This window comes from Streptomyces sp. Je 1-369 (genome assembly GCF_026810505.1).
In the GTDB taxonomy this organism is placed as follows: Bacteria; Actinomycetota; Actinomycetes; order Streptomycetales; family Streptomycetaceae; genus Streptomyces.
This window is the reverse complement of sequence record NZ_CP101750.1, coordinates 2,788,452-2,810,824: the sequence shown is the minus strand read 5'-3', so window position 1 is coordinate 2,810,824 and position 22,373 is coordinate 2,788,452. Positions and strand designations below refer to the sequence as shown.

Below are 22,373 nucleotides of genomic sequence, written 5' to 3'. Positions count from 1 at the left end.
AGCGGCAGGCTGGGCACAGCTGTACGGATCGGAAGATCCGGACGGTGACGCCTAGGGGAGGGTAACGACCGTGGCGGCGTAGACGAGACCCGCCCCGAAGCCGATGACGAGGGCGGTGTCGCCGCTCTTCGCCTCGCCGGTCGCCAGGAGCCGCTCCATCGCGAGCGGGATCGAGGCGGCCGAGGTGTTCCCGGTGGTGCGCACGTCACGGGCGACCGTGACATGTTCCGGCAGTTTCAGAGTCTTCACCATCGAGTCGATGATCCGCTCGTTGGCCTGGTGCGGAATGAAGACGTCCAGGTCGTCCGCGGTGATTCCGGCCGCGTCCAGCGCCTGCTGGGCGACCTTCGCCATCTCGAACACGGCCCAGCGGAAGACCGCCTGGCCCTCCTGCGTAATGGCAGGGTACTTGGCGGGGGCGCCACCGTTGCGGTACACGTCCCACGACTCGGTCTGCTTGATCGTCTCGGCCTTGTCGCCCTCCGAGCCCCACACCGTCGGGCCGATCCGCGGCTCCTTGGCGGGGCCCACGACCACGGCGCCCGCGCCGTCACCGAAGAGGAACGCCGTCGCACGGTCGTGCAGGTCGGTGAGGTCGCTCAGCCGCTCCACACCGATCACCAGGACGTACTCGGCGGAACCGTCGACGATCATGCCCTTGGCGAGGGTCAGGCCGTAGCCGAAACCGGCACAGCCCGCGGAGATGTCGAACGCGGCGGGCTTGCCCGCGCCGATCTTGTCCGCGATCTCGGTCGCGATGGCCGGGGTCTGCTTGAAGTGCGAGACGGTGGAGACGACGACGGCTCCGACCTGCTCGGGCGTGATGCCGGCGTCGGCGATCGCCTTGCCCGCCGCCTCGACGGACATCGCGGCCACGGTCTCCTCCTCGGAGGCCCAGTGGCGGGTCGCGATGCCGGAGCGGGAGCGGATCCATTCGTCGGACGAGTCGATCGTCTCGAGGATGACCTCGTTCGGCACGACCCGGGTGGGACGGTAGCCGCCGACGCCCATGATCCGCGCGTACGGATGGCCTTGTGCGGCCTTGATCTTCGACATGCGCTACGGCTCCTTGTCTGTCGTCGGCTCAGGAATGCTCGGCGACGAGCGCGCGGGCCGCGTCGAGGTCATCGGGGGTCTTCACCGCGAGCGTCTGGACGCCCTTGAGGGCGCGCTTGGCCAGACCGGTCAGCGTGCCGCCGGGGCACACCTCGATCAGCGCCGTCACGCCGAGCTCCTGGAAGGTCTCCATGCACAGATCCCAGCGGACCGGGTTGGCGACCTGCCCGACCAGGCGGGAGATCACCTCGGCGCCGTCGGCGACCGTCCTGCCGTCGCGGTTCGAGACGTAGGTGAGGCGCGGGTCGGCGACGGTGAGGTCCTTGGCGGCCTCTTCCAGCGCGGCGACCGCGGGCGCCATGTGCTCGGTGTGGAACGCGCCCGCGACCTTGAGGGCGACGACCTTGCGGACACCCTCGGGCTTGTCCTCCTGCAGCGCCGCGAGCTGGTCGAGGGTGCCTGCGGCAACGATCTGGCCCGCGCCGTTCACGTTCGCCGGGGTCAGCCCGAGCTTCTCCAGATGCGGCACGGTGACGTCGGGGTCGCCGCCGAGGAGGGCGGCCATGCCGGTCTCCGTGACGGCGGCGGCGTCGGCCATGGCGAGCCCGCGCTTGCGTACGAGGCGCAGCGCGTCGTCCTCGCCGAGCACACCGGCGTACGCGGCCGCGGTGATCTCGCCGACGCTGTGCCCGGCGACGGCGCCCGGCGTGATGTCACCGAGTGCCGCGGCGGAGAGCAGTCCGGCGGCCACGAGCAGCGGCTGGGCCACCGCCGTGTCGCGGATCGCGTCCGCGTCGGCCTGGGTGCCGTAGTGGGCGAGGTCGAGCCCGATGGCGTCCGACCAGGCAGCGATGCGGTCGGCGGCACCGGGGAGGTCGAGCCAGGGGGTCAGGAAGCCGGGCGTCTGAGCGCCTTGGCCGGGAGCGACGAGTACGAGCACTCTTACACTCTCTCTTGTGGACGGTGGGGCACGCCCGTGGGGACAGGGACGAAGAACCGCTGGGGGATTTGTAGGAGGCCGACAAACCCGCCGACAAACCCTACGACTGAGGATCGCCGTCGGCCAGCCGCCCCAGGATCAGCGCGATCCGCAGCGTGAAGGCGGAGCGCACATCGGAAGGTGACCAACCGGTGACGTCAGTCACACGTCGGAGCCGGTATCGCACGGTGTTGGGGTGGACGAAGAGCATTCTGGCCGCGCCCTCGAGACTGCTGGCTTGTTCCAGATAGACGCTGAGCGTCTCCAGGAGCGCCGAGCCCGCTTCCTCCAACGGTCTGTAGATCTCCTCCACCAACTGCTCGCGCGCCGCCGGATCCCCCGCCATCGCGCGTTCGGGCAGCAGATCGTCCGCCAGGACGGGCCGCGGGGCATCCTGCCAGGCGGCGGAGGCCTTGAGTCCGGCGGCCGCGGCCTGCGCGGAACGGGTGGCGGCGAGCAGGTCGGGGACGATGGGACCGGCCACCACGGGACCGGCGGCGTACGGCCCGATCAGGGACTTCGCGACGTGCAGCGGATTGTCGTTGCCGCCCGCGATCACGACCAGGCGATTGCCGAGGACACCCGTGAGGACCTGCAGTTTCGCGTGCCGGGCGGCGCGGCGGATGGCCTCCACGGTGAGTTCGCTGTCGCCGTCGGGGGCGGTGCCGAGGACCACGCAGACGTGGTCGGGGGAGTTCCAGCCGAGGGCGGCTGCACGCGAGACGGCGCCTTCGTCGGCCTCGCCGGAGAGCACCGCGTTCACGACGAGCGATTCGAGCCGGGCGTCCCAGGCACCGCGTGCCTCGGCGGCCTGCGCGTAGACCTGCGCGGTGGCGAAGGCGATCTCGCGGGCGTAGACGAGGAGGGCCTCCCGCAGCACCGACTCGTCGCCCGGCGCGGCGACCTCGTCGATCGCCGACTCCATCACCTCGATCGTCGTACGCACCATCTCCACCGTCTGGCGCAGGGTGATCGCCCTGGTCAGTTCGCGGGGGGCGGTGCCGAAGACGTCGGTGGAGATGGCCTGGGGGGCGTCCGGGTGCCGGAACCACTCGGTGAACGCGGCGATACCGGCCTGGGCGACCAGGCCGATCCAGGAGCGGTTCTCCGGCGGCATCGCCCGGTACCAGGACAGCGTCTCGTCCATGCGCGCGATGGCCTGCGCCGCGAGGCTCCCGGACGACTTCTCCAGGCGCTTCAGGGTCGCGGCGTGGGCGTGGGCGGACCGGCGGGCGTCCTGATGGGCTGCGTTCGCTGAAGGTTCGGGCACGGGACAAGACTGCCTTATCGGGGCGGGGACATGCGGTGCAGGGGCCGGGACCTGTCCTACCGTGGGGAGCGTGATTGATGTACGGCGCTCCGGCGACCGGTACCGCGGCGGGGAGACCGCGGCCGGCATCGAGTCCTGCCACGCCTTCTCCTTCGGCCCCCACTACGACCCCGACAACCTCCGCTTCGGCGCGGTCCTGGCCTGCAACGAAGAGCGCCTGGCGCCCGGCGCGGGCTTCGACGAGCATCCGCACAGCCACACGGAGATCGTGACCTGGGTCGTCGAGGGCGAGCTCACCCACCGGGATTCGGAGGGCCACTCGTCCCTGGTCCGCCCCGGCGACGTGCAGCACCTCTCCGCCGCGGGCGGCGTCCGCCACGTGGAACGCAACGACGGCCCCGACCCGCTGGTCTTCGTCCAGATGTGGCTGGCCCCGCTCGCCCCGGGCGGCGACCCGTCCTACGAGGTGGTGCGCGGGATCGCCGACTCGACGCCGTACGCGGTGCCGGGCGCGGGGGCGCTCCTGCACGTGCGGCATCTGGCGGCGGGGGAGCGTCTCGCCGTCCCGGAGGCGCCGTTCGTGTACGTCCACGTGGTGCGCGGCGCGCTGTCGCTCGCGGGTGATCTGCTGAGGCCGGGGGACTCCGCGCGGATCGGCGCGGAGCCGGCGCTGGAAGGGGAGGCGTCGGGCGGGGCCGAGGTGCTCATCTGGGAGATGACGAGCGCCTCCTGACCCGGGCCTCAGCCGCGGAGGTCGGCGAGCACCGCGTCGGTGAACGGGGGCCACACCTCGGCGGCCCACGGTCCGAAGGGCCGGTCGGTGAGCGCGACGCAGGCCGCCTGCGCGTCGGGGTCGATCCACAGGAACGTACCCGCCTGCCCGAAGTGCCCGAAGGTCCGGGGAGACGAGGAGGTGCCGGTCCAGTGGGGCGTCTTGGAGTCCCGGATCTCGAAGCCGAGCCCCCAGTCGTTGGGGTTCTGATGCCCGTACCCGGGAAGGACGCCCTTCAGCCCGGGGTACGTCACGGTCATCGCCGCCGCCACGGTCCGCGCGTCCAGCAACTGCGGGGCCTGCACCTCCGCCGCGAACCGCACCAGGTCATCGACCGTGGACACGCCGTCCTTGGCGGGCGAAAGACCGCCCTCCAGCGCGGTGCCGGTCATTCCCAGCGGCACCAGCACCGCCTGCCGCAGATACTCCTCGAAGGCAATGTCGGTCGCCTTGGCGATGTGGTCGCCGAGCACCTCGAACCCCGCGTTGGAGTACAGCCGCCGCGTCCCCGGCGCCGACGTCACCCGGTGCTCGTCGAACGCGAGGCCACTGGTGTGCGCGAGCAGGTGCCGCACCGTCGACCCCTCGGGCCCCGCGGGCTCGTCGAGCTCGATCGCCCCCTCCTCGTACGCGACGAGCGCCGCGTACGCCGCGAGGGGCTTGGTGACTGAGGCGAGCGCGAACCGCCGGTCCGTGGGGCCGTGCGCCCCCACGACGGTGCCGTCCGCCCGGACGACGGCCGCGGCGGCGGTGGGGACCGGCCAGTTCTCGATCATCGCGAGGCTCTGCATGCCCCGAGCCTAAGCGGCTCACAGGTTGAGGCGCATCGAGGGGTCCGGCTTGCGGACGAAGCCGAGCGACGCGTACAGCGGCTCCGCGTCCACCGACGCGTTGAGGTCGACGCTGCCCGCCCCGCGCTCACGGAACCAGTCGAGCAGCACCTCCATGGCCGCCCGCGCGTACCCCTTGCGCCGCTGGTCCGGGTCGGTCGCGACGCTGAAGACGGAGCCGGTCAGGCCGTGCGGATTGCCCGCGCGCCCGATCCGGTAGTCGATCGTGCCGACGGCCAGCGCCGCGAGCCCGCCGGGGCGCTCCGGATGATCGACGACGAACGCCGCGAAGTCACCCTCGGGCTCCGCGAGCCGACGCCGTACGGTCGGCAGGGACTCGGCGTGCCAGCTCGTGTCGGACCCGGCGGCGCCCCCGGCGGCCGCGGAGCGGCCCGCGAACACGGAGTCGATCATCACCTGCCTCAGTCTGAGCAGTTCTGCGGCGTCTTCCGGCGTGGCACGGCGTACGGGACTCATGCGGGGGACCGTAGTGACCAGGGGCTGAGACGTCTCCCGAATTTCTTCCCGACCGGCTTGCTTGGAGTGCACTCCAAGGTTCTAGCGTGAGGGTCATGACGGTGACGGAGATCAGCGCCCAGGCGAAACCGGACGGACAGGACCACTACACGATCAGTGAAGTCGTCGACCGCACCGGTCTCTCCGCCTACACCCTGCGGTGGTACGAGCGGATCGGCCTGATGCCGCACATCGACCGCTCCCACACGGGCCAGCGCCGCTACCGCGACCGCGACCTGGAGTGGCTGGCCTTCGTCGGCAAGCTGCGGCTGACCGGGATGCCCGTGGCGGACATGGTCCGGTACGCGGAGCTGGTGCGCGAAGGACAGCACACCTTCCCGCAGCGCCAGGAACTCCTGGAGCGGACCCGGCGCGACGTCCGCGCGCGCATCACCGAGCTGCAGGACACCCTCGCCGTCCTCGACTACAAGATCGACAACTATGCGTGCGCCCGCAAGGCGTCGGAAAGGCCCTGACTGATGACGGACAAGGCAATCGCGAAGGTGCGGCTCGGCACGGGCGGCCCCGAGGTCGGCGTCCAGGGGCTCGGCTGCATGGGCATGAGCTTCGCCTACGGCCCCACGGATACCGAGCAGGCCCGCGCCACCCTGGACCGCGCCCTGGACCTCGGCGTCACCCTCTACGACACCGCCGACGTCTACGGCATGGGCGAGAACGAGAAGTTCCTCGCCCCCTTCGTCAAGGCACACCGTGACGAGATCGTCATCGCCACCAAGTTCGCCCTGGGCATCGACCCGGCGGAGCCGACGAAGCGGCGCATCGACAACAGCCCCGCGTACATCCGCGCCAGCATCGACGCGAGCCTGCGCCGCCTCGGCACGGACGTCATCGACCTCTACTACATGCACCGCCGCGACCCGGACGTGCCGATCGAGGAGACCGCGGGCGTCCTCGCGGAGCTCGTCGCCGCGGGCAAGGTCAAGCACATCGGCCTGAGCGAGGTCACCGGCGACGAACTGCGCGCCGCGCACGCCGTGCACCCGATCGCGGCCGTGCAGTCCGAGTGGTCGCTCTTCAGCCGCGACATCGAGCGCGGCGTGGTCCCCGCGGCCGCCGACCTCGGCGTGGCCCTCGTGCCCTACTCCCCGCTCGGCCGCGGCTTCCTCACCGGCTCGTTCGTCAGCGCCGACAAGGAGCTCGGCGAGGACGACTTCCGGCGCCAGCAGCCCCGCTTCACCGGCGCCAACGCCACCGCCAACGCCGCCCTCCTGGCCCCCGTACGCTCCGTCGCCGAGGCGCACGGAGCCAGCGTCGGCCAGGTCGCGCTGGCCTGGGTACAACAGCAGGCGGACCTCCACGGCCTGCCCGTCGTCCCGATCCCCGGCACCCGCAAGGCCACCCGGGTCGAGGAGAACACCGCGGCCACCCGCATCACCCTCACCGAGGACGACCTCGCCGCCCTCGAACCGATCGCCGCCGCCGTCGCGGGCGACCGCTACGCCGACATGACCTTCACGTCGGCGGGACGCGAGTAGCTCCTGCCCGGCAGCTCACAGCTCGGCGAGCAGCTCGGTCTTCTTCACCGTGAACTCGTCGTCCGTGAGCAGGCCCGCCCGGTGCAGCTCGCCCAGGTGCCGGATGCGCTCCGCGATGTCCGCGGGGTCGCGCCGCACGGCCGGCGCCACGGCGGCGACGGTGCTCATGCCGTCGGAGTTCGGTGCCGGGCCCGACGCCCGCACCGCGGCGAGGACCGACGCGGCGAACGGCAGCGACTCGTGGACCGGCCCGTAGCCGAGGCCGAAGACGACGGCCGCCGGGTCCTGGTCGGCCTGTGCGGGCTGCGCCACCGGCGTCTCGCGCCGCAGCAGCCGCAGATGACCCTCGAACACCTCGGGGGAGCGCCACTCGATGCCGCTCAGGTCGGTGACCAGGAAGCTCTGGTCACCGGCCTTCCACTTCGCCGAGGACGCCCCCGTCCAGAACCAGCGGAACGACACCAGCTTCCCGTCGAAGGACGCCTTCCCGTCGTACGCCTTGAACTGCAGCGGCGCCTCGGGCGGCGCCACCAGGAAGCGGTCCGCGCTCTCGCCGTCGTCGGGCGGCAGCTGCGCCCGCAGCTCGTCCGCGTAGTACTCGGCGAGCGTCTCCCGCTCCGCGGGCAGCACCAGGCGGTACGGGTCGCAGCTCTCCTTGAGCTGACCCGCCGCGGCCTCCATCAGAGGATCGGCGCCCGGTCTCGGCACGGCGTGCAGCACCACGGTCCCGCGTTTGCCGGGGGAGAGCGTCACCGCCGAGATCGCCTCATGGGGGATGCGCCGTTCGCCGAGCGCCTGGAACAGCTTCGGCGTGCGGATTCCCCGTTCGAAGCGGATGAGCACAGAGTCGGACTCGAACTCCCAGGCGGCATGAAATCCGGCCAGAACATCACCCATGCGGCTCATCGTAGGCGGCACGCGCGCCTCCGTCCCTCCTGCGGCGGTCCGCTGTTTCATCGATTTCTACGCGCGTCAGGCCGCTGCCCCGCCGGAAATATTCTTCCGGCAGGCACCGTCCTCGCTCGCGCACCGCACGGCGTGGTACGAACCAGTCCCGATTTCCGCGAAGTTCCGCAGGCTCTCCGTGCCCGGCTCGAAATAGCCGGTGTGGCCGCGAGCGCCCGCCGCGGAGAACACGCGCGCACCGAAGCCCGCGGCCACCGGGTCGGCGCCGTGGCCGAGCCCGCCGAACTCCATGTTCGGGACGTCCTGGATCCAGTCGTCACCGTCCCGGGTCGCCCAGACCCGGGCGCCCGTGCCCAGCTGGGAAGCCGAGTCGGCCCGCATGCCGGGGCTCCCCGCCACCGCGATGTCCTTGACCCGCGAGGGCAGGTCGCGCGCCGCCACACCGCACACCACGGAGCCGTAGCTGTGGCAGTACAGCGCGACCGGCGTACGACCGGGCAGGCCGCGCACCATCGCTTCGAGGCGGGTCGCCCCGTCCTCGGCGCGCATGGCGGTGGCCGCGTCCACGCCGATGCCGACGGGCGCGGTGTAGTCGGCCCAGGCGATCACGGCGGTACGCGCGCGGGGGCTGACCGCGCGCTCCGCGCGGTAGAGCGACTTCGCCATGCCCACCGGCGCCGAGTACTTGCGGAACGTCCGCTCGAAGGTCAGCACGTTGGTGTCGACACCCGGTACGACGACGGAGACGCGGCGGGCCTTGTCCAGGTCCCCGAAGACCTCCGCCATGCGTCCGGAGCCCATCGGGTCGAAGGCGAGGACCTGGCGTCCCGGGCGCATCATCACGCCGAACCGCTTCATCCTGCGCTCGGCCTCCTGCTGACCGAGCGGGGAGAGGCGCTTGTCGTGCATGCGCTCACGTTCGACCTTGCGGGCCTGCCCCAGTGCGATGTGGTTCGCGCGGTAGCGGAGCGTGGTGGGTGCGCCGTTCATGTTGCCGACCGCGAGCGGGTAGCGGCCGGCGAGCCGGTTGCGCTGGTGTCCGTCGAGGGAGGCGAAGAAACGGGCGAGCCGGCCTGCGGAGGCATCGGGGTCGGGCAGGGCGCGCCCGTCGATGCTTCCCCGCTCCCAGGCGGAGAGCGCGGCTTGGAGGGGCGACGCGTCGCCCCTGTTGTGGCGCACGGCGGTCCAGCCGGTGGTCGCCAGCATGACGAACACGACGGCCAGCGCGAGCAGAGCGCGCCATGCGTTGAGTTGAGGGGAGGAGTCGAAGGAAGTCACTACGGAACACCCTAGGAGAACCGTGATGTTTACCGTGCATCGCGTGGTGCAGATCACGTTTCTGATGGGTGAATTGAGGCATAGCGGGCGCATCCGCTGCCGCCGGGTCACGCTCCGTGAGGGGTGCGCCAGCCCTCCGCCAGGGCGGGCCCCAGGTGGTCGAGGTAGGTCTCCGTCAGCGCGCGGATCGACTCCGGGCTGGTGTCCTCGCCCGCGCCCCACTGGCGCCCCGTGATCCGCATGACCCCGCTGAACGCGGCCACCGCCACGCGCGGCCGCGGGTCGGTCTCCAGGTCGAGTCCCTCGCGCTCGGCGATCACACGGGCGACCTCGTCCTCGGTCTCGATGGAGCGGCGCAGGTGGACGGCGAGCAGCGTGGGCGTCGACTCGATCATCTGGTAGGTGCGCATGTGGAGCTCGACCGGGACGACCTCCTCGATGGACTGCCCCATCGCCTCCCAGGTGCCGAGGACGGCGCCGCGCAGCGCCTCCAGCGGGGCCTCGTGGGCGGGGCGGTCGCGCACGGCCTGCACGAAGCGCGCCTCGATCATCTCCTGGACGGCGAAGGCGGCTTCCTGCTTGTTGGCGAAGTACCGGAAGAAGGTGCGCTGCGAGACGTCGACCGCTTCGACGATCTCGTCGACGGTCGTCTCCTCGTACCCCTTGGTCGTGAAGAGTTCGAGTGCCACGCGCAGGAGGGTGTCCCGGGTGCGCTGCTTCTTGCGTTCGCGCAGTCCCGTCGCCGGCTGGGTCGTCTTCACACCGTGGCCCTCTTCCTCGCGTTTTCCCAGTTCACCATACCTGTGAGCTACGTGACAGTTACCGACTTGTGAAATGGTTTGTCAACTGTCAGTCGCTGTCACTAATCTCCTCGCATGACTAGTCAGATCACCGTCGACAAGGCGGACGAGGCGCCGGAGCCCGCACCCGTTCCGGCCCCGGCCAAGGGGCTCCGTGGCCACCCCTGGCTGACGCTGTTCGCCGTGGCGATCGGCGTGATGATGGTCGCCCTCGACGGCACCATCGTGGCGATAGCCAACCCGGCCATCCAGAAGGACCTCGGCGCCACCTTCGCGGACGTCCAGTGGATCACCAACGGCTACTTCCTCGCGCTCGCCGTCGCACTGATCACCGCCGGCAAGCTGGGTGACCGCTTCGGCCACCGGCAGACCTTCCTCATCGGCGTGGTCGGCTTCGCCGCCGCCTCCGGAGCCATCGGCCTCTCGGACAGCATCGCGCTGGTGGTCACCTTCCGCGTGCTCCAGGGGCTCTTCGGCGCCCTGCTGATGCCCGCCGCGCTGGGCCTGCTCCGGGCCACGTTCCCGGCCGAGAAGCTCAACATGGCCATCGGCATCTGGGGCATGGTCATCGGTGCCTCCACGGCCGGCGGCCCGATCCTCGGCGGTCTCCTGGTCCAGCACGTCAGCTGGCAGTCCGTCTTCTTCATCAACGTGCCGGTCGGCATCATCGCCCTGGTGCTCGGCATCGTCATCCTCAGGGACCACCGCGCCGAGAACGCGCCGAAGTCCTTCGACGTCGTCGGCATCGTGCTGCTCTCGGCGGCCATGTTCTGCCTGGTCTGGGCGCTCATCAAGGCCCCGGAGTGGGGCTGGGGCGCGGGCATGACCTGGACCTTCATCGTCGTCTCCGTGGTGAGCTTCGCGCTCTTCGCGGTCTGGGAGTCGAAGGTCAAGGAACCGCTCATCCCGCTGGCCCTGTTCCGTTCGGTGCCGCTGTCCGCGGGCGTGGTCCTGATGGTGCTCATGGCCATCGCGTTCATGGGCGGACTGTTCTTCGTCACCTTCTACCTGCAGAACGTGCACGGGATGAGCCCCGTCGACAGCGGTCTGCACCTGCTGCCGCTCACCGGCATGATGATCATCGGGTCGCCCCTCGCGGGCGCCATGATCACCAAGATGGGCCCGCGCATCCCGCTGGCGGGCGGCATGCTCTGCACGGCCATCGCCATGTACGGCATGTCCACGCTGGAGGCGGGCACCGGCAGCGGCCTCATGTCTATCTGGTTCGCCCTCCTCGGCCTCGGCCTCGCCCCCGTCATGGTCGGCGCCACCGAGGTCATCGTGGGCAACGCGCCGATGGAGCTCTCCGGCGTCGCCGGCGGCCTCCAGCAGGCCGCGATGCAGATCGGCGGCAGCCTCGGCACGGCCGTCCTCGGCGCCGTCATGGCCTCCAAGGTCGACAGCGACCTCCCCGACAACTGGGCCGATGCGAAGCTCCCGCCGCTCAGCGAGGCCCAGCTCGACAAGGCGGCGGAGGCCGTCCAGGTCGGTGTGGCGCCGGTGCCGCCGAAGGCTCCGCCGTCCGTCGCCGACCAGATCACCTCGGTCGCGCACGACACCTTCATGTCGGGCATGGGCATGGCCTGCCTGGTCGCCACCGGCGTCGCCGTGGTCGCGGTGTTCGTCGCGTTCCTGACCAAGCGCGGCGACAACGCCGAGGCGGGCGCGGGCGTCGGCCACATCTGAGCCGTACATCTGAGCCGCACATCTGAATGACGCGTATCGGGGAAAGCCCCTCAGGGACATCCTGGGGGGCTTTCGCCTATCAGGATGAGCGGCATTCGTACCCCTTCCGACGCCCCGGCGGCCGGGTCCACAGTGCAGTCAGAAGATCCGCAGCACACGGGGGTTCAGCACATGCGTAAGACCATGCCCACGACCGTCACGGCAGCCGCGCTCGCCGCCGTCATCCTCACACCCGCACACGCCGGAGCCGCCGCCCCGCCGACGCTGCGCCCCTGCGGCCCGGGGGAGCTCTGTCTCTGGCAGAAGGCGGACTTCAAGGGCGCCCGCCACGTGTACGAGCTGTCGGACATCGACATCGAGAGCTGCACCGCGCTGCCGGAGGGGAGCAGCGCGCAAGCCCTCGCCAACCGCACGGGACGCCCCGTCACCACGTACCAGTCGGCGGAGTGCGCGGAGACCGGCGAGTTCGACACATACCCGGGCGGCGGCACCTGGGCGCCCGCATCGCCGTACCGCGTCCGGGCCTTCAAGGTCTGGGAGAGCTGAGGAAGGTGTGGGAGAGCTGAGGAAGGTCTGAGCGAGCCGGAGACGGGTACCCGGACGGTGGCGGGCCCCGGACGCACCACGCGCAAGCTCCCCGGCTCACGCGGCCGTACGGGGTCGCGGAACCGGCCGGATCGCGCGACGCACGACATGTCCCGACGGGCCCGCGGACGCCGCGGGAAAGCCGGAGGGCGACGGGATCCGATCCCGTCGCCCTCCGGCTCGTACCGCCCTGTCGGGCCTGACGTGCTACGCGTCGCCGCCCGCAGCACCCGGGTCGGCCGCCGCGACGTCGAGAAGCTGGTAGCGGTCGACCGCCTGCTTCAGTACGGAGCGGTCCACCTTGCCCTCACGCGCCAGCTCGGTCAGCACGCCGACCACGATCGACTGCGCGTCGATGTGGAAGAAGCGGCGGGCCGCGCCACGCGTGTCGGCGAAGCCGAAGCCGTCCGCGCCGAGCGACTGGTACGTGCCGGGCACCCAGCGGGAGATCTGGTCGGGGACGCTCCGCATCCAGTCGGAGACGGCCACGAACGGACCCTCGGCGCCGGACAGCTTCCGCGTCACGTACGGGACGCGCTGCTCCTCCTCGGGGTGCAGGAAGTTGTGGCGCTCCACGTCCACCGCCTCGCGGCGCAGCTCGTTCCAGGAGGTCGCCGACCAGACGTCCGCCTTGACGTTCCACTCCGAGGCCAGGATCTGCTGCGCCTCGACCGCCCACGGCACCGCGACGCCGGACGCGAGGATCTGCGCCGGGATGGCGCCCTGCTCGCCCGCCTTGAAGCGGTAGATGCCCTTGAGGATGCCGTCGACGTCCACGTCGGCGGGCTCGGCCGGGTGCTGGATCGGCTCGTTGTAGACGGTGAGGTAGTAGAAGACGTCCTCGCTGTCGGGGCCGTACATCCGGCGCAGGCCGTCCTTGACGATGTGCGCGATCTCGTAGCCGAACGCCGGGTCGTAGGCGACGCAGCCCGGGTTGGTGGAGGCGAGCAGCTGCGAGTGGCCGTCCGCGTGCTGCAGGCCCTCGCCGGTCAGCGTCGTGCGTCCGGCGGTCGCACCGAGGACGAAACCGCGCGCGAGCTGGTCGGCCATCTGCCAGAACTGGTCGCCGGTGCGCTGGAAACCGAACATCGAGTAGAAGACGTAGACGGGGATCAGCGGCTCGCCGTGCGTCGCGTAGGCCGAACCGGCCGCGATGAGGGACGCGGTGCAGCCCGCCTCGGAGATGCCGTCGTGCAGCATCTGGCCCGTCGGCGACTCCTTGTACGCGAGGAGCAGCTCGCGGTCCACGGCCTCGTACTGCTGGCCGAGCGGGTTGTAGATCTTCGCGCTCGGGAAGAACGCGTCCATGCCGAAGGTGCGGTACTCGTCGGGGGCGATCAGCACGAAACGCTTGCCGATCTCCTTGTCCCGCATGAGGTCCTTCAGGATGCGGACGAACGCCATGGTCGTGGCGATCGACTGCTGCCCCGAGCCCTTCTTCGCGGCCGCGTACGCCTTGTCCTCCGGAAGCTGGAGGGGCTTGGAGCGCACGACGCGGGTCGGGACGTAGCCCCCGAGACCTTGGCGGCGGTCGTGCATGTACTGGATCTCTTCGGAGTCGCGGCCCGGGTGGTAGTACGGCGGGGCGCCGCCCTCCAGCTGCTTGTCCGTGATCGGGATGTGCAGACGGTCGCGGAAGCCCTTGAGGTCGTCGACCGTCAGCTTCTTCATCTGGTGCGTGGCGTTGCGGCCCTCGAAGTTCGGCCCCAGGGTCCAGCCCTTGACCGTCTGCGCGAGGATCACCGTCGGCTGGCCCTTGTGGGCCTTCGCCGCCGCGTACGCCGCGTAGACCTTCTTGTGGTCGTGACCGCCGCGGCCCAGGTGCAGGATCTGCTCGTCGGTCATGTTCTCGACCATGGCGCGCAGCCGGTGGTCGTCGCCGAAGAAGTGCTCGCGGATGTACGAACCGGTCTCGGTCGCGTACGTCTGGAACTGGCCGTCAGGCGTCGTATTGAGCCGGTTGACCAGGACGCCGTCGCGGTCCTGCGCGAGCAGCGGGTCCCAGCTGCGGTCCCAGACCAGCTTGATGACGTTCCAGCCGGCGCCGCGGAACTGGGACTCCAGCTCCTGGATGATCTTGCCGTTGCCGCGCACCGGGCCGTCGAGGCGCTGCAGGTTGCAGTTGACGACGAAGGTCAGGTTGTCCAGGCCCTCGCGGGCGGCGATGGAGAGCTGGCCGAGCGACTCGGGCTCGTCCATCTCGCCGTCGCCGAGGTAGGCCCAGACATGGGACTTGGAGGTGTCGGCGATGCCGCGCGCCTCCATGTAGCGGTTCATGCGGGCCTGGAAGATCGCGCCGAGCGGGCCGAGGCCCATCGAGACGGTCGGGAACTCCCAGAAGTCCGGCATGAGGCGCGGGTGGGGGTAGGACGAGAGGCCGTTCGGGGCCTTCGACTTCTCCTGCCGGAACGCGTCGAGCTGCTGCTCGGAGAGCCGGTCGAGAAGGAAGGCACGGGCGTAGATACCGGGGGACGCGTGCCCCTGGAAGAAGATCTGGTCGCCGCCGTCGCCCTCGTCCTTGCCGCGGAAGAAGTGGTTGAAGCCCACGTCGTAGAGCGAGGCGGAGGAGGCGAAGGTGGCGATGTGGCCGCCGACGCCGATGCCGGGGCGCTGGGCGCGCGAGACCATCACCGCGGCGTTCCAGCGGGTGGCGTTCAGGACCTTGCGTTCGATTTCCTCGTTGCCGGGGAAGAACGGTTCGTCCTTGGTGGCGATCGTGTTGACGTAGTCCGTACTGCGCATCTCCGGCACGGCGACGCGCTTCTCCCGCGCGCGCTCGATGAGCCGGAGCATCAGGTACCTGGCCCGCTCACGGCCGCGTTCGTCGACCGCGGCATCGAGGGAGTCGAGCCACTCCTGGGTCTCTTCGGGATCGAAGTCCGGGACCTGACTCGGCAGGCCGCCAATGATGATCGGGTTGCGATCGGATCCGGAAGCCACGCTGTTCCTTCGCTGTTGGGGCTTTCGCCTGGGTCATGCCTGGCCGTGCACCGCTCCCCATCGTGTACCTCGCGGAAGCAAACGTCATGTCTACTGAGAGGTAACCGAGACGCTCCGACAGCCGCCCCTGGGGTAGGCTCGGCCCAAATCGCAACGATACGCCCATCCTGCCTAACCGCTTCGCAGAGCCGTTCGGTCTCGTACGGATGTGGCGGCAGTTGCGGCGACACGGTCGGGAACGTCACCGTTTCGGCGGTCTCGGCGGCCGGGTACTTGCGCGATCGGTCCCGCCCGTGTGGACTACGGCCAACGCCCCGCGCACGCGCGTGGCTGACAGGCATTCCCAAAAACATGATCAGGAGGCAATCCGTGAGCGCGACCGCGGACCACGCGGAGACGAACCTTGCCGTAAGGCTTGGTTTCCAGCCCGACCAGGTGGTCCAGGAGATCGGCTACGACGACGACGTCGACCAGGAGCTCCGCGAGGCCATCGAGGAGGCCACTGGCACAGAGCTCGTCGACGAGGACTACGACGACGTGGCTGATGCCGTGGTGCTCTGGTTCCGTGAGGGCGACGGGGACCTGACTGATGCGTTGGTGGATGCCATCGCGTACATGGAGGACGGCGGCGCGATTCTGCTGCTGACTCCGAAGACCGGTCGTGACGGTTACGTCGAGCCGAGCGAGATCGGCGAGGCGGCCACCACCGCGGGCCTGTCCCAGACGAAGAGCATCAACGCAGGCAAAGACTGGAACGGCAGCCGTCTCAATACGCCGAAGGCGGCCGTCAAGAAGCGATAGCACTCCGCCGGAACGAGTGCTGGTGAGGCTCCTCGCCGACCTGTGGGTCGGCGGGGAGCCTCGCGCATGCGTGGGGTACGGGCCGTGCGGATGGTGCGGACGTAGGGTGGACTCACCCGAACAGCCCCACCCGATGGGGACCCGTCGAAGGGATGCGTACACATGGCGCTCGATGGAATCGCGGCCGGCACCAAGGCCCCGGATTTCGAGCTGAAGGACAACCACGGCAGGACCGTGAAGCTGTCCGACTTCCGCGGCGAGAAGAACGTGGTGCTGCTGTTCTACCCGTTCGCGTTCACCGGCGTGTGCACCGGCGAGCTCTGCGCGCTCCGCGACGAGCTCCCGAAGTTCGTCAACGACGACACCCAGCTGCTCGCGGTCTCCAACGACTCCATCCACACGCTGCGCGTCTTCGCCGACCAGGAGGGTCTGGAGTACCCGCTGGTCTCCGACTTCTGGCCGCACGGCGAGGTCTCGCGGGCGTACGGCGTCTTCGACGAGGAGAAGGGCTGCGCGGTGCGCGGCACCTTCATCATCGACAAGGAGGGCGTGGTGCGCTGGACCGTCGTCAACGGTCTGCCCGACGCGCGTGACCTGAACGAGTACGTCGAAGCGCTCGAAACGCTCTGAGCGAGCCCTGTTTTCGCTCGCGGCCGGGAACCGGTCACTAGGATCCACACGTTGATCCGATGGCAACGCAACGCTTGGGGCTCCCCGCCCCTGGACACCAATTGGGAGGACTCGTGGGAGTCAGCCTCAGCAAGGGCGGCAACGTATCGCTGAGCAAGGAGGCGCCGGGCCTGACCGCGGTTCTGGTCGGCCTCGGCTGGGACGTCCGCACCACTACCGGTACGGACTTCGACCTCGACGCAAGCGCGATCCTGACGAACGCGGAGGGCAAGGTCAGCAGTGACCAGAACTTCGTCTTCTTCAACAACCTGAAGAGCCCCGACGGCTCCGTCGAGCACACCGGTGACAACACCACCGGTGAGGGCGAGGGCGACGACGAGGCGATCAAGGTCGACCTGGCCGCGGTCCCCGCCGACGTCGAGAAGATCGTCTTCCCGGTGTCGATCTACGACGCCGAGAACCGTCAGCAGTCGTTCGGCCAGGTGCGCAACGCGTTCATCCGCGTCGTGAACCAGGCGGGCGGCGCGGAGATCGCGCGGTACGACCTCTCCGAGGACGCCTCGACGGAGACCGCCATGGTCTTCGGCGAGCTGTACCGCCACGGCGCCGAGTGGAAGTTCCGCGCGGTCGGCCAGGGCTACGCCTCGGGCCTGCGCGGCATCGCGCAGGACTTCGGCGTCAACGTCTGAGCCGAGCACGCCCCAGCGCTCTCCGTCCGGCGCCGCACAGTTCCGAGGTGCGGCGCCGGACGCGCTCACCGCCCCGGGCGCAGTCTCCGCTGCCCGGGGGTTTCCGTCACCACGGGGAGGACTTCACCATGGGCGTCACGCTCGCCAAGGGAGGCAACGTCTCCCTCTCCAAGGCCGCACCGAACCTCACCCAGATCCTCGTCGGCCTGGGCTGGGACGCGCGCTCCACCACCGGCGCCCCCTTCGACCTCGACGCCAGCGCGCTGCTGTGCAACGCGGGCCGGGTCCTCGGCGACGAGTGGTTCGTCTTCTACAACAACCTGAAGAGCCCCGACGGCTCCGTCGAGCACACCGGCGACAACCTCACGGGCGAGGGTGACGGCGACGACGAGTCGCTCCTGATCGACCTCTCCAAGGTCCCGGAGAACTGCGACAAGATCATCTTTCCGGTCTCGATCCACGACGCGGACAACAGGGGCCAGACGTTCGGCCAGGTCAGCAACGCGTTCATCCGCGTGGTGAACCAGGCGGACGGCCAGGAACTCGCGCGCTACGACCTCAGTGAGGACGCGTCATCGGAGACAGCGATGATCTTCGGCGAGGTGTACCGGTACGGGGGAGAGTGGAAGTTCCGTGCAGTCGGGCAGGGGTACGCGTCCGGTCTGCGCGGTATCGCTCTAGACTTCGGGGTCAACGTTTCGTAAAGCAGGGGACCGGCGCGGGGGAGACCGCTACACGGGAGCCCGTACACACACGATTGGGTAGCCAGTGCTTCTGAAAACCTTCGGCTGGTCGTTCGCGGTTACCGCGCTCGGCCTGGTCGCCGCGGTGTTCTACGGGGGGTGGACAGGCTTCGGTGTCGTGGCGATCCTGTCCGTCCTCGAGATCTCGCTGTCCTTCGACAACGCCGTGGTCAACGCCGGAATCCTGAAGAAGATGAATGCCTTCTGGCAGAAGATCTTCCTCACCGTCGGCGTGCTGATCGCGGTCTTCGGCATGCGGCTGGTCTTCCCCGTCGTCATCGTGGCGATCAGCGCCAAGATCGGCCCGATCGAGGCCGTCCGCCTCGCGCTCAACGACAAGGACCAGTACCAGCAGCTGGTCACCGACGCCCACCCGTCGATCGCCGCCTTCGGTGGCATGTTCCTGCTGATGATCTTCCTGGACTTCATCTTCGAGGACCGGGACATCAAGTGGCTGGGCTGGCTGGAGCGTCCGCTCGCCAAGCTCGGCAAGGTCGACATGCTTTCGGTCTGCATCGCGCTCGTCGTGCTCCTGGTCTCCGCGATGACCGTCGCCACCCACGCCCACCAGCACGGCGGCGCCCATGTGGACAAGGCACAGACCGTCCTCATCTCAGGCATCGCGGGTCTGATCACCTATCTCGTGGTCGGCGGCCTCTCCGGATACTTCGAGAACAAGCTCGAGGAAGAGGAGGAGCGCGAGCACGAGCAGGAGGAAGCGGCCGCCAAGTCGGGCAAGAAGGTTCCTGCGGTCGTCCTGGCCGGCAAGGCCGCGTTCTTCATGTTCCTCTACCTCGAGGTCCTGGACGCGTCCTTCTCCTTCGACGGTGTCATCGGCGCCTTCGCCGTCACCAACGACATCGTGCTGATGGCCCTCGGCCTCGGCATCGGCGCCATGTACGTCCGGTCCCTCACGGTCTACCTGGTCCGCCAGGGCACCCTCGACGACTACGTGTACCTGGAGCACGGCGCGCACTACGCGATCGGTGCCCTCGCCGTGATCCTCCTGATCACCATTCAGTACGAGATCCACGAGGTCATCACCGGCTCCGTCGGCGTCATCCTGATCGCCTGGTCCTTCATCTCGTCGGTGATCAGGAACAAGCGGCTCGCCGCGGCCGAGGGGCAAGGCAGCTCAGGAGATAAAGCAGAGGTCTCCTCAGGCGTCTGAGGCTGACTGATTCCCTCGCCGCGCTGTCCGATTCCGGTCCCCGGAGTGTGACGACGGCCAGGGTGAGGAACGCTCTGTGCGGGGCGGCCGTCGAGGAGATGTCCTCATGGCCGCCCCGTCGGTATTCGTAGGCGGCACAAGGGCACTTGGGGGCGGAATGTCCTTCTGGGACGGTCTGTGGCGTGGGCGTTCGATGGACTACGAGTCGGGCAGCGCCGCCACCAACTCCATCGAACTGACCAAACGGCACCCGACGGTCTCGCTCTCCAAACAGGGCGCGGCCACCGGCAACCTGCGCGTCAACCTGTCCTGGCAGATGCGGACGTCCGACCTCATCGGCAAGCCGCGCGGCGGCGGTCTGCTGCGGCACCCCTTCCAGATGTTCCGGCCCGAGCCGGTCCAGGCGCACACCCAGAGCATGGTCAACGTCGACCTGGACCTGGGCTGTCTGTACGAGCTGGCCGACGGCGACAAGGGCGTGGTGCAGCCGCTGGGCAACTTCTTCGGCAGCCTCAACTCGCCGCCGTACGTGAAGGGCAGCGGCGACGACCGGTTCGGTTCCGGCTCGGGCGAGACGCTCTACGTGAACCTCGACCACCGCGAGTCGATCAAGCGGCTGCTGATCTTCGTCTACATCTACGACCAGACGCCGGCCTTCGACCGCACCCACGCGAAGGTCACGCTCTATCCCAGCAACGGCCCCCGGATCGAGATCGACCTGGACGAGCGGCAGCCGCAGGCCCGCTCGTGCGCCGTGGTCTCCGTCGAGAACGTCAAGGACGAGCTGATCGTGCGCCGCGAGGTCAAGTTCGTCTACGGCTTCCAGGCCGAGCTCGACCGGCTGTACGGCTGGGGGCTCCAGTGGGGCCGTGGCTACAAGACCAAGGTGGGCTGACCCGGTGCGGGCCCCGTCAGCGGGACAGGAACTGCGGCCCCTGCGGAGGCAGCCGGAAGTTCGGGTCCGGCATCGGGGCCACCGGCTGCGGATAGCCGTACGACGGCTGGGCGACCGGGGCCGGCTGCACGATCGGGGTCGGCTGGGTGGGCGCGGCCGGCGGATAGCCGTAGGAGGGCTGGGGTGCCGGGTGCCGGGGCGGCTCGGGCGGATAGCCGTACGACGGCTGTGGCGGCGACTGCGGGGCGGGCTGGTGCTGCGGCATGGGCTGCTGCGGCGGCAGCGGGAAGGACGCCGAGGGCGCGGGCTCCGGAGCCGCGGAGTCCGATTCGTCCACCGAGATGCCGAAGTCGGAGGCGAGGCCCTCCAGGCCGTTGGAGTACCCCTCGCCGAGTGCGCGGAACTTCCAGCCCTCACCGCGGCGGTAGAGCTCGCCGCAGATCAGTGCCGTCTCCTCGCCGGTCTGCGGGGTGATGTCGAAGTAGGCGAGCGGTTCGCCGTCGGCGACGGTGGCGTCGTACAGCAGGATCCGCAGCGCGGGCACGCGCTCGAAGGCGATGCCCTCCGCCGACGCGGCAAGGAGCACGCGGCCCACGGCCGGGTCCATGCCCGCCAGGTCCGTCTGGATGGTGTCCGTCAGGCCTTCGGCGGTCCGCTTCTTGCCGAGCCGCCAGACCTTGCCCGCCGGGTGGCGCGGCTGGTTGTAGAAGACGAAGTCCTCGTCCGAGCGCACCCGCCCGTCGCCGCCGAGCAGCAGCGCCGACGCGTCGACGTCGGGAACGCCCTGTCCGGGGGTCCAGCGCAGCACGGCGCGGACGGCCGAGGCTTCGAGAGGGACGTTCGACCCCTTCAACATCGCGTGCGTCATGCGGTTATCCTGCCTTCCCCCGCAGGGGTGGGACAACGCGGGGGGCCCGGAGTCCCGGCCGCGTCATCATGCTCCTGACCTGCGGGTGGTGCGAGCGTGCGACGGTGGTGTGGTGAGCATGTGTGACATGGCCGGGTTACCTGAAGTTCATGCCCGGAGGGAACCCCCGGCACCCGTCTCTACGTACTATTACCGGCCACATCGGAACGGCCCACGTCGACGAAACAGGCGATAGCAGGGAATCACATGCGTCATTTCGGGCATATCGCCCCAGAGGTGCGGCACCGCCTCTTCCACCGGGAGCCGTGTGCCTTCACCGCGGACTCCCCGCCCCACCTGCTCGCGCCCGCCCTGGGTGCGACGCTCTACAGCCCGGCCACCCGTCCCCGGCTTGCCGAGGACATCCTGAAACAGGCCGGGCGCGGCGTGGTGTCCATGGTGGTCTGCCTGGAGGACTCCATCGACGACGCCGAGGTCGCCGACGCCGAGGAGAACCTGGTCCGGCAGTTCGCCGACCTGGCGGAGCGGGGCGTCGAGCCGCCCCTGCTCTTCATCCGGGTGCGCGCCGCCGAGCAGATACCCGACCTGGTCCGCAGGCTCGGCCCGAGCGTCCGGCTGCTGTCCGGATTCGTACTGCCCAAGTTCACCGAGGAGCGGGGCGCTCCGTTCCTGGAGGCGCTCGTGGCCGCGGAGGCGGAGCTTCCGCCGGGGCCGGAGGGACGCGACGGACATGACGGCCGGGCGCGGCGGCTCTTCGCCATGCCTGTCCTGGAGTCCCCCGAGCTGCTCCACCTGGAGAGCCGCGGCGAGACCCTCTCCGGCATAGCCCGCACCGTCGACAAGTACCGCGACCGGATCCTCGCGCTGCGCCTCGGCGTCACCGACTTCTGCTCGGCGTACGGACTGCGCAGGCCGCCGGACATGACGGCGTACGACGTGCAGATCGTCGCCTCCGTCATCGCCGACGTGGTCAACGTCCTCGGCAGGGCCGACGGCACCGGCTTCACCGTGACCGGGCCCGTCTGGGAGTACTTCCGCGTACAGGAGCGGATGTTCAAGCCGCAGCTGCGCCGCAGCCCCTTCCTCGAGGGCCGTGCCGACGAACTCCGCCAGGCCCTCATCGAGCACGACATGGACGGCCTGCTCCGCGAGATCGAGCTCGACCGCGCCAACGGCCTGCAGGGCAAGACCTGCATCCACCCCTCGCACGTGCTGCCCGTACACGCGCTCTCCGTGGTCAGCCACGAGGAGTTCAGCGACGCCGAGGACATCCTGCGCCCGGAGCGGGGCGGCGGCGGGGTGCTGCGCTCCTCGTACACGAACAAGATGAACGAGGTGAAGCCGCACCGCGCCTGGGCCGAGCGGACCCTGCGCCGTGCCGAGGTCTTCGGCGTCGCCCGGGAGGACGTCGGTTTCGTGGAACTGCTGACAGCGGGCCTGCCCGGCTGATGAACAAGAGGAA

Annotated in this window: 22 protein-coding genes; 12 read left to right on the top strand and 10 right to left on the bottom strand. The window is 69.8% G+C overall.

Annotated elements, in window-relative coordinates; genetic code table 11:
* Window positions 1-51: 51 nt before the first annotated feature.
* From NOO62_RS12845 to NOO62_RS12835, 3 genes are all read right to left on the bottom strand, one after another.
* Window positions 52-1,056 carry a ketoacyl-ACP synthase III gene (locus NOO62_RS12845; RefSeq protein ID WP_268771022.1) on the bottom strand — a complete coding sequence of 335 codons (1,005 nt, stop codon included), beginning with the start codon at window positions 1,054-1,056 and terminating at the stop codon, window positions 52-54.
* Window positions 1,057-1,084: 28 nt separating this feature from the next.
* Window positions 1,085-1,996: an ACP S-malonyltransferase gene (locus NOO62_RS12840; protein WP_268771021.1), complete on the bottom strand. Its 912-nt coding sequence runs from the start codon at window positions 1,994-1,996 to the stop codon at window positions 1,085-1,087.
* 100 nt (window positions 1,997-2,096) lie between these two features.
* Window positions 2,097-3,305 (bottom strand): PucR family transcriptional regulator, encoded by a 1,209-nt coding sequence (locus NOO62_RS12835; protein WP_268771020.1) that lies wholly within the window; start codon window positions 3,303-3,305, stop codon window positions 2,097-2,099.
* Window positions 3,306-3,375: 70 nt separating this feature from the next.
* Here NOO62_RS12835 and NOO62_RS12830 point away from each other — a divergent pair, with 70 nt between their 5' ends.
* A complete protein-coding gene (locus NOO62_RS12830; protein WP_268771019.1) occupies window positions 3,376-4,038 on the top strand; it encodes a pirin family protein in 663 nt (220 codons plus the stop codon).
* A gap of 8 nt (window positions 4,039-4,046) precedes the next feature.
* On the opposite strand, the gene NOO62_RS12825 is transcribed toward NOO62_RS12830, so the two are convergent.
* Together NOO62_RS12825 and NOO62_RS12820 are read right to left on the bottom strand one after the other, a co-directional pair.
* A complete protein-coding gene (locus NOO62_RS12825) occupies window positions 4,047-4,868 on the bottom strand; it encodes a serine hydrolase domain-containing protein (protein ID WP_268771018.1) in 822 nt (273 codons plus the stop codon).
* A gap of 18 nt (window positions 4,869-4,886) precedes the next feature.
* Window positions 4,887-5,384 carry a GNAT family N-acetyltransferase gene (locus NOO62_RS12820; RefSeq protein WP_268771017.1) on the bottom strand — a complete coding sequence of 166 codons (498 nt, stop codon included), beginning with the start codon at window positions 5,382-5,384 and terminating at the stop codon, window positions 4,887-4,889.
* A 95-nt stretch (window positions 5,385-5,479) separates the two neighbouring features.
* Here NOO62_RS12820 and NOO62_RS12815 point away from each other — a divergent pair, with 95 nt between their 5' ends.
* Both NOO62_RS12815 and NOO62_RS12810 read left to right on the top strand, forming a co-directional pair.
* A complete protein-coding gene (locus NOO62_RS12815) occupies window positions 5,480-5,899 on the top strand; it encodes a MerR family transcriptional regulator (protein WP_268771016.1) in 420 nt (139 codons plus the stop codon).
* A 3-nt stretch (window positions 5,900-5,902) separates the two neighbouring features.
* A complete protein-coding gene (locus tag NOO62_RS12810; RefSeq protein WP_268771015.1) occupies window positions 5,903-6,919 on the top strand; it encodes an aldo/keto reductase in 1,017 nt (338 codons plus the stop codon).
* Window positions 6,920-6,934: 15 nt separating this feature from the next.
* Here the strand turns inward: NOO62_RS12810 and NOO62_RS12805 are convergent, their stop codons facing one another.
* The 3 genes from NOO62_RS12805 to NOO62_RS12795 form a co-directional block, all read right to left on the bottom strand.
* Window positions 6,935-7,825: a DUF4429 domain-containing protein gene (locus tag NOO62_RS12805; protein ID WP_268775595.1), complete on the bottom strand. Its 891-nt coding sequence runs from the start codon at window positions 7,823-7,825 to the stop codon at window positions 6,935-6,937.
* Window positions 7,826-7,891: 66 nt separating this feature from the next.
* Complete coding sequence (locus tag NOO62_RS12800; protein WP_268771014.1) at window positions 7,892-9,103, bottom strand: alpha/beta hydrolase; 1,212 nt, start codon at window positions 9,101-9,103, stop codon at window positions 7,892-7,894.
* A gap of 107 nt (window positions 9,104-9,210) precedes the next feature.
* Window positions 9,211-9,864, bottom strand: a complete 654-nt coding sequence (locus NOO62_RS12795; RefSeq protein WP_268771013.1) for a TetR/AcrR family transcriptional regulator — start codon at window positions 9,862-9,864, stop codon at window positions 9,211-9,213.
* Window positions 9,865-9,978: 114 nt separating this feature from the next.
* Here NOO62_RS12795 and NOO62_RS12790 point away from each other — a divergent pair, with 114 nt between their 5' ends.
* Together NOO62_RS12790 and NOO62_RS12785 are read left to right on the top strand one after the other, a co-directional pair.
* Complete coding sequence (locus tag NOO62_RS12790) at window positions 9,979-11,589, top strand: MFS transporter (RefSeq protein ID WP_268771012.1); 1,611 nt, start codon at window positions 9,979-9,981, stop codon at window positions 11,587-11,589.
* 171 nt (window positions 11,590-11,760) lie between these two features.
* Entirely contained in the window at window positions 11,761-12,135 is a 375-nt protein-coding gene (locus NOO62_RS12785) for a peptidase inhibitor family I36 protein (RefSeq protein ID WP_268771011.1), read from the top strand.
* Window positions 12,136-12,381: 246 nt separating this feature from the next.
* On the opposite strand, the gene aceE is transcribed toward NOO62_RS12785, so the two are convergent.
* Window positions 12,382-15,114 carry a pyruvate dehydrogenase (acetyl-transferring), homodimeric type gene (gene aceE / locus NOO62_RS12780; RefSeq protein ID WP_268771010.1) on the bottom strand — a complete coding sequence of 911 codons (2,733 nt, stop codon included), beginning with the start codon at window positions 15,112-15,114 and terminating at the stop codon, window positions 12,382-12,384.
* A gap of 369 nt (window positions 15,115-15,483) precedes the next feature.
* On the opposite strand from aceE, the gene NOO62_RS12775 reads away from it, so the two are divergent.
* The 6 genes from NOO62_RS12775 to NOO62_RS12750 all read left to right on the top strand — a co-directional run bounded on the left by NOO62_RS12775 (window position 15,484) and on the right by NOO62_RS12750 (window position 20,043).
* Complete coding sequence (locus tag NOO62_RS12775; protein ID WP_268771009.1) at window positions 15,484-15,915, top strand: DUF3052 domain-containing protein; 432 nt, start codon at window positions 15,484-15,486, stop codon at window positions 15,913-15,915.
* 162 nt (window positions 15,916-16,077) lie between these two features.
* Window positions 16,078-16,545 (top strand): peroxiredoxin, encoded by a 468-nt coding sequence (locus tag NOO62_RS12770; RefSeq protein WP_268771008.1) that lies wholly within the window; start codon window positions 16,078-16,080, stop codon window positions 16,543-16,545.
* A 113-nt stretch (window positions 16,546-16,658) separates the two neighbouring features.
* Window positions 16,659-17,234 (top strand): TerD family protein, encoded by a 576-nt coding sequence (locus tag NOO62_RS12765; protein WP_055545611.1) that lies wholly within the window; start codon window positions 16,659-16,661, stop codon window positions 17,232-17,234.
* Window positions 17,235-17,362: 128 nt separating this feature from the next.
* On the top strand, window positions 17,363-17,938 hold the full coding sequence (locus NOO62_RS12760; RefSeq protein ID WP_150167339.1) for a TerD family protein: 576 nt from the start codon (window positions 17,363-17,365) through the stop codon (window positions 17,936-17,938).
* Window positions 17,939-18,002: 64 nt separating this feature from the next.
* Window positions 18,003-19,148, top strand: coding sequence for a DUF475 domain-containing protein (locus NOO62_RS12755; protein WP_268771007.1), 1,146 nt, complete (start codon window positions 18,003-18,005; stop codon window positions 19,146-19,148).
* Between the two features lie 157 nt (window positions 19,149-19,305).
* Window positions 19,306-20,043, top strand: a complete 738-nt coding sequence (locus tag NOO62_RS12750) for a TerD family protein (protein ID WP_268771006.1) — start codon at window positions 19,306-19,308, stop codon at window positions 20,041-20,043.
* A gap of 16 nt (window positions 20,044-20,059) precedes the next feature.
* On the opposite strand, the gene NOO62_RS12745 is transcribed toward NOO62_RS12750, so the two are convergent.
* A complete protein-coding gene (locus NOO62_RS12745; protein WP_268771005.1) occupies window positions 20,060-20,911 on the bottom strand; it encodes a TerD family protein in 852 nt (283 codons plus the stop codon).
* A gap of 246 nt (window positions 20,912-21,157) precedes the next feature.
* On the opposite strand from NOO62_RS12745, the gene NOO62_RS12740 reads away from it, so the two are divergent.
* On the top strand, window positions 21,158-22,360 hold the full coding sequence (locus NOO62_RS12740; protein WP_268771004.1) for an HpcH/HpaI aldolase/citrate lyase family protein: 1,203 nt from the start codon (window positions 21,158-21,160) through the stop codon (window positions 22,358-22,360).
* Window positions 22,361-22,373 lie beyond the last annotated feature (13 nt).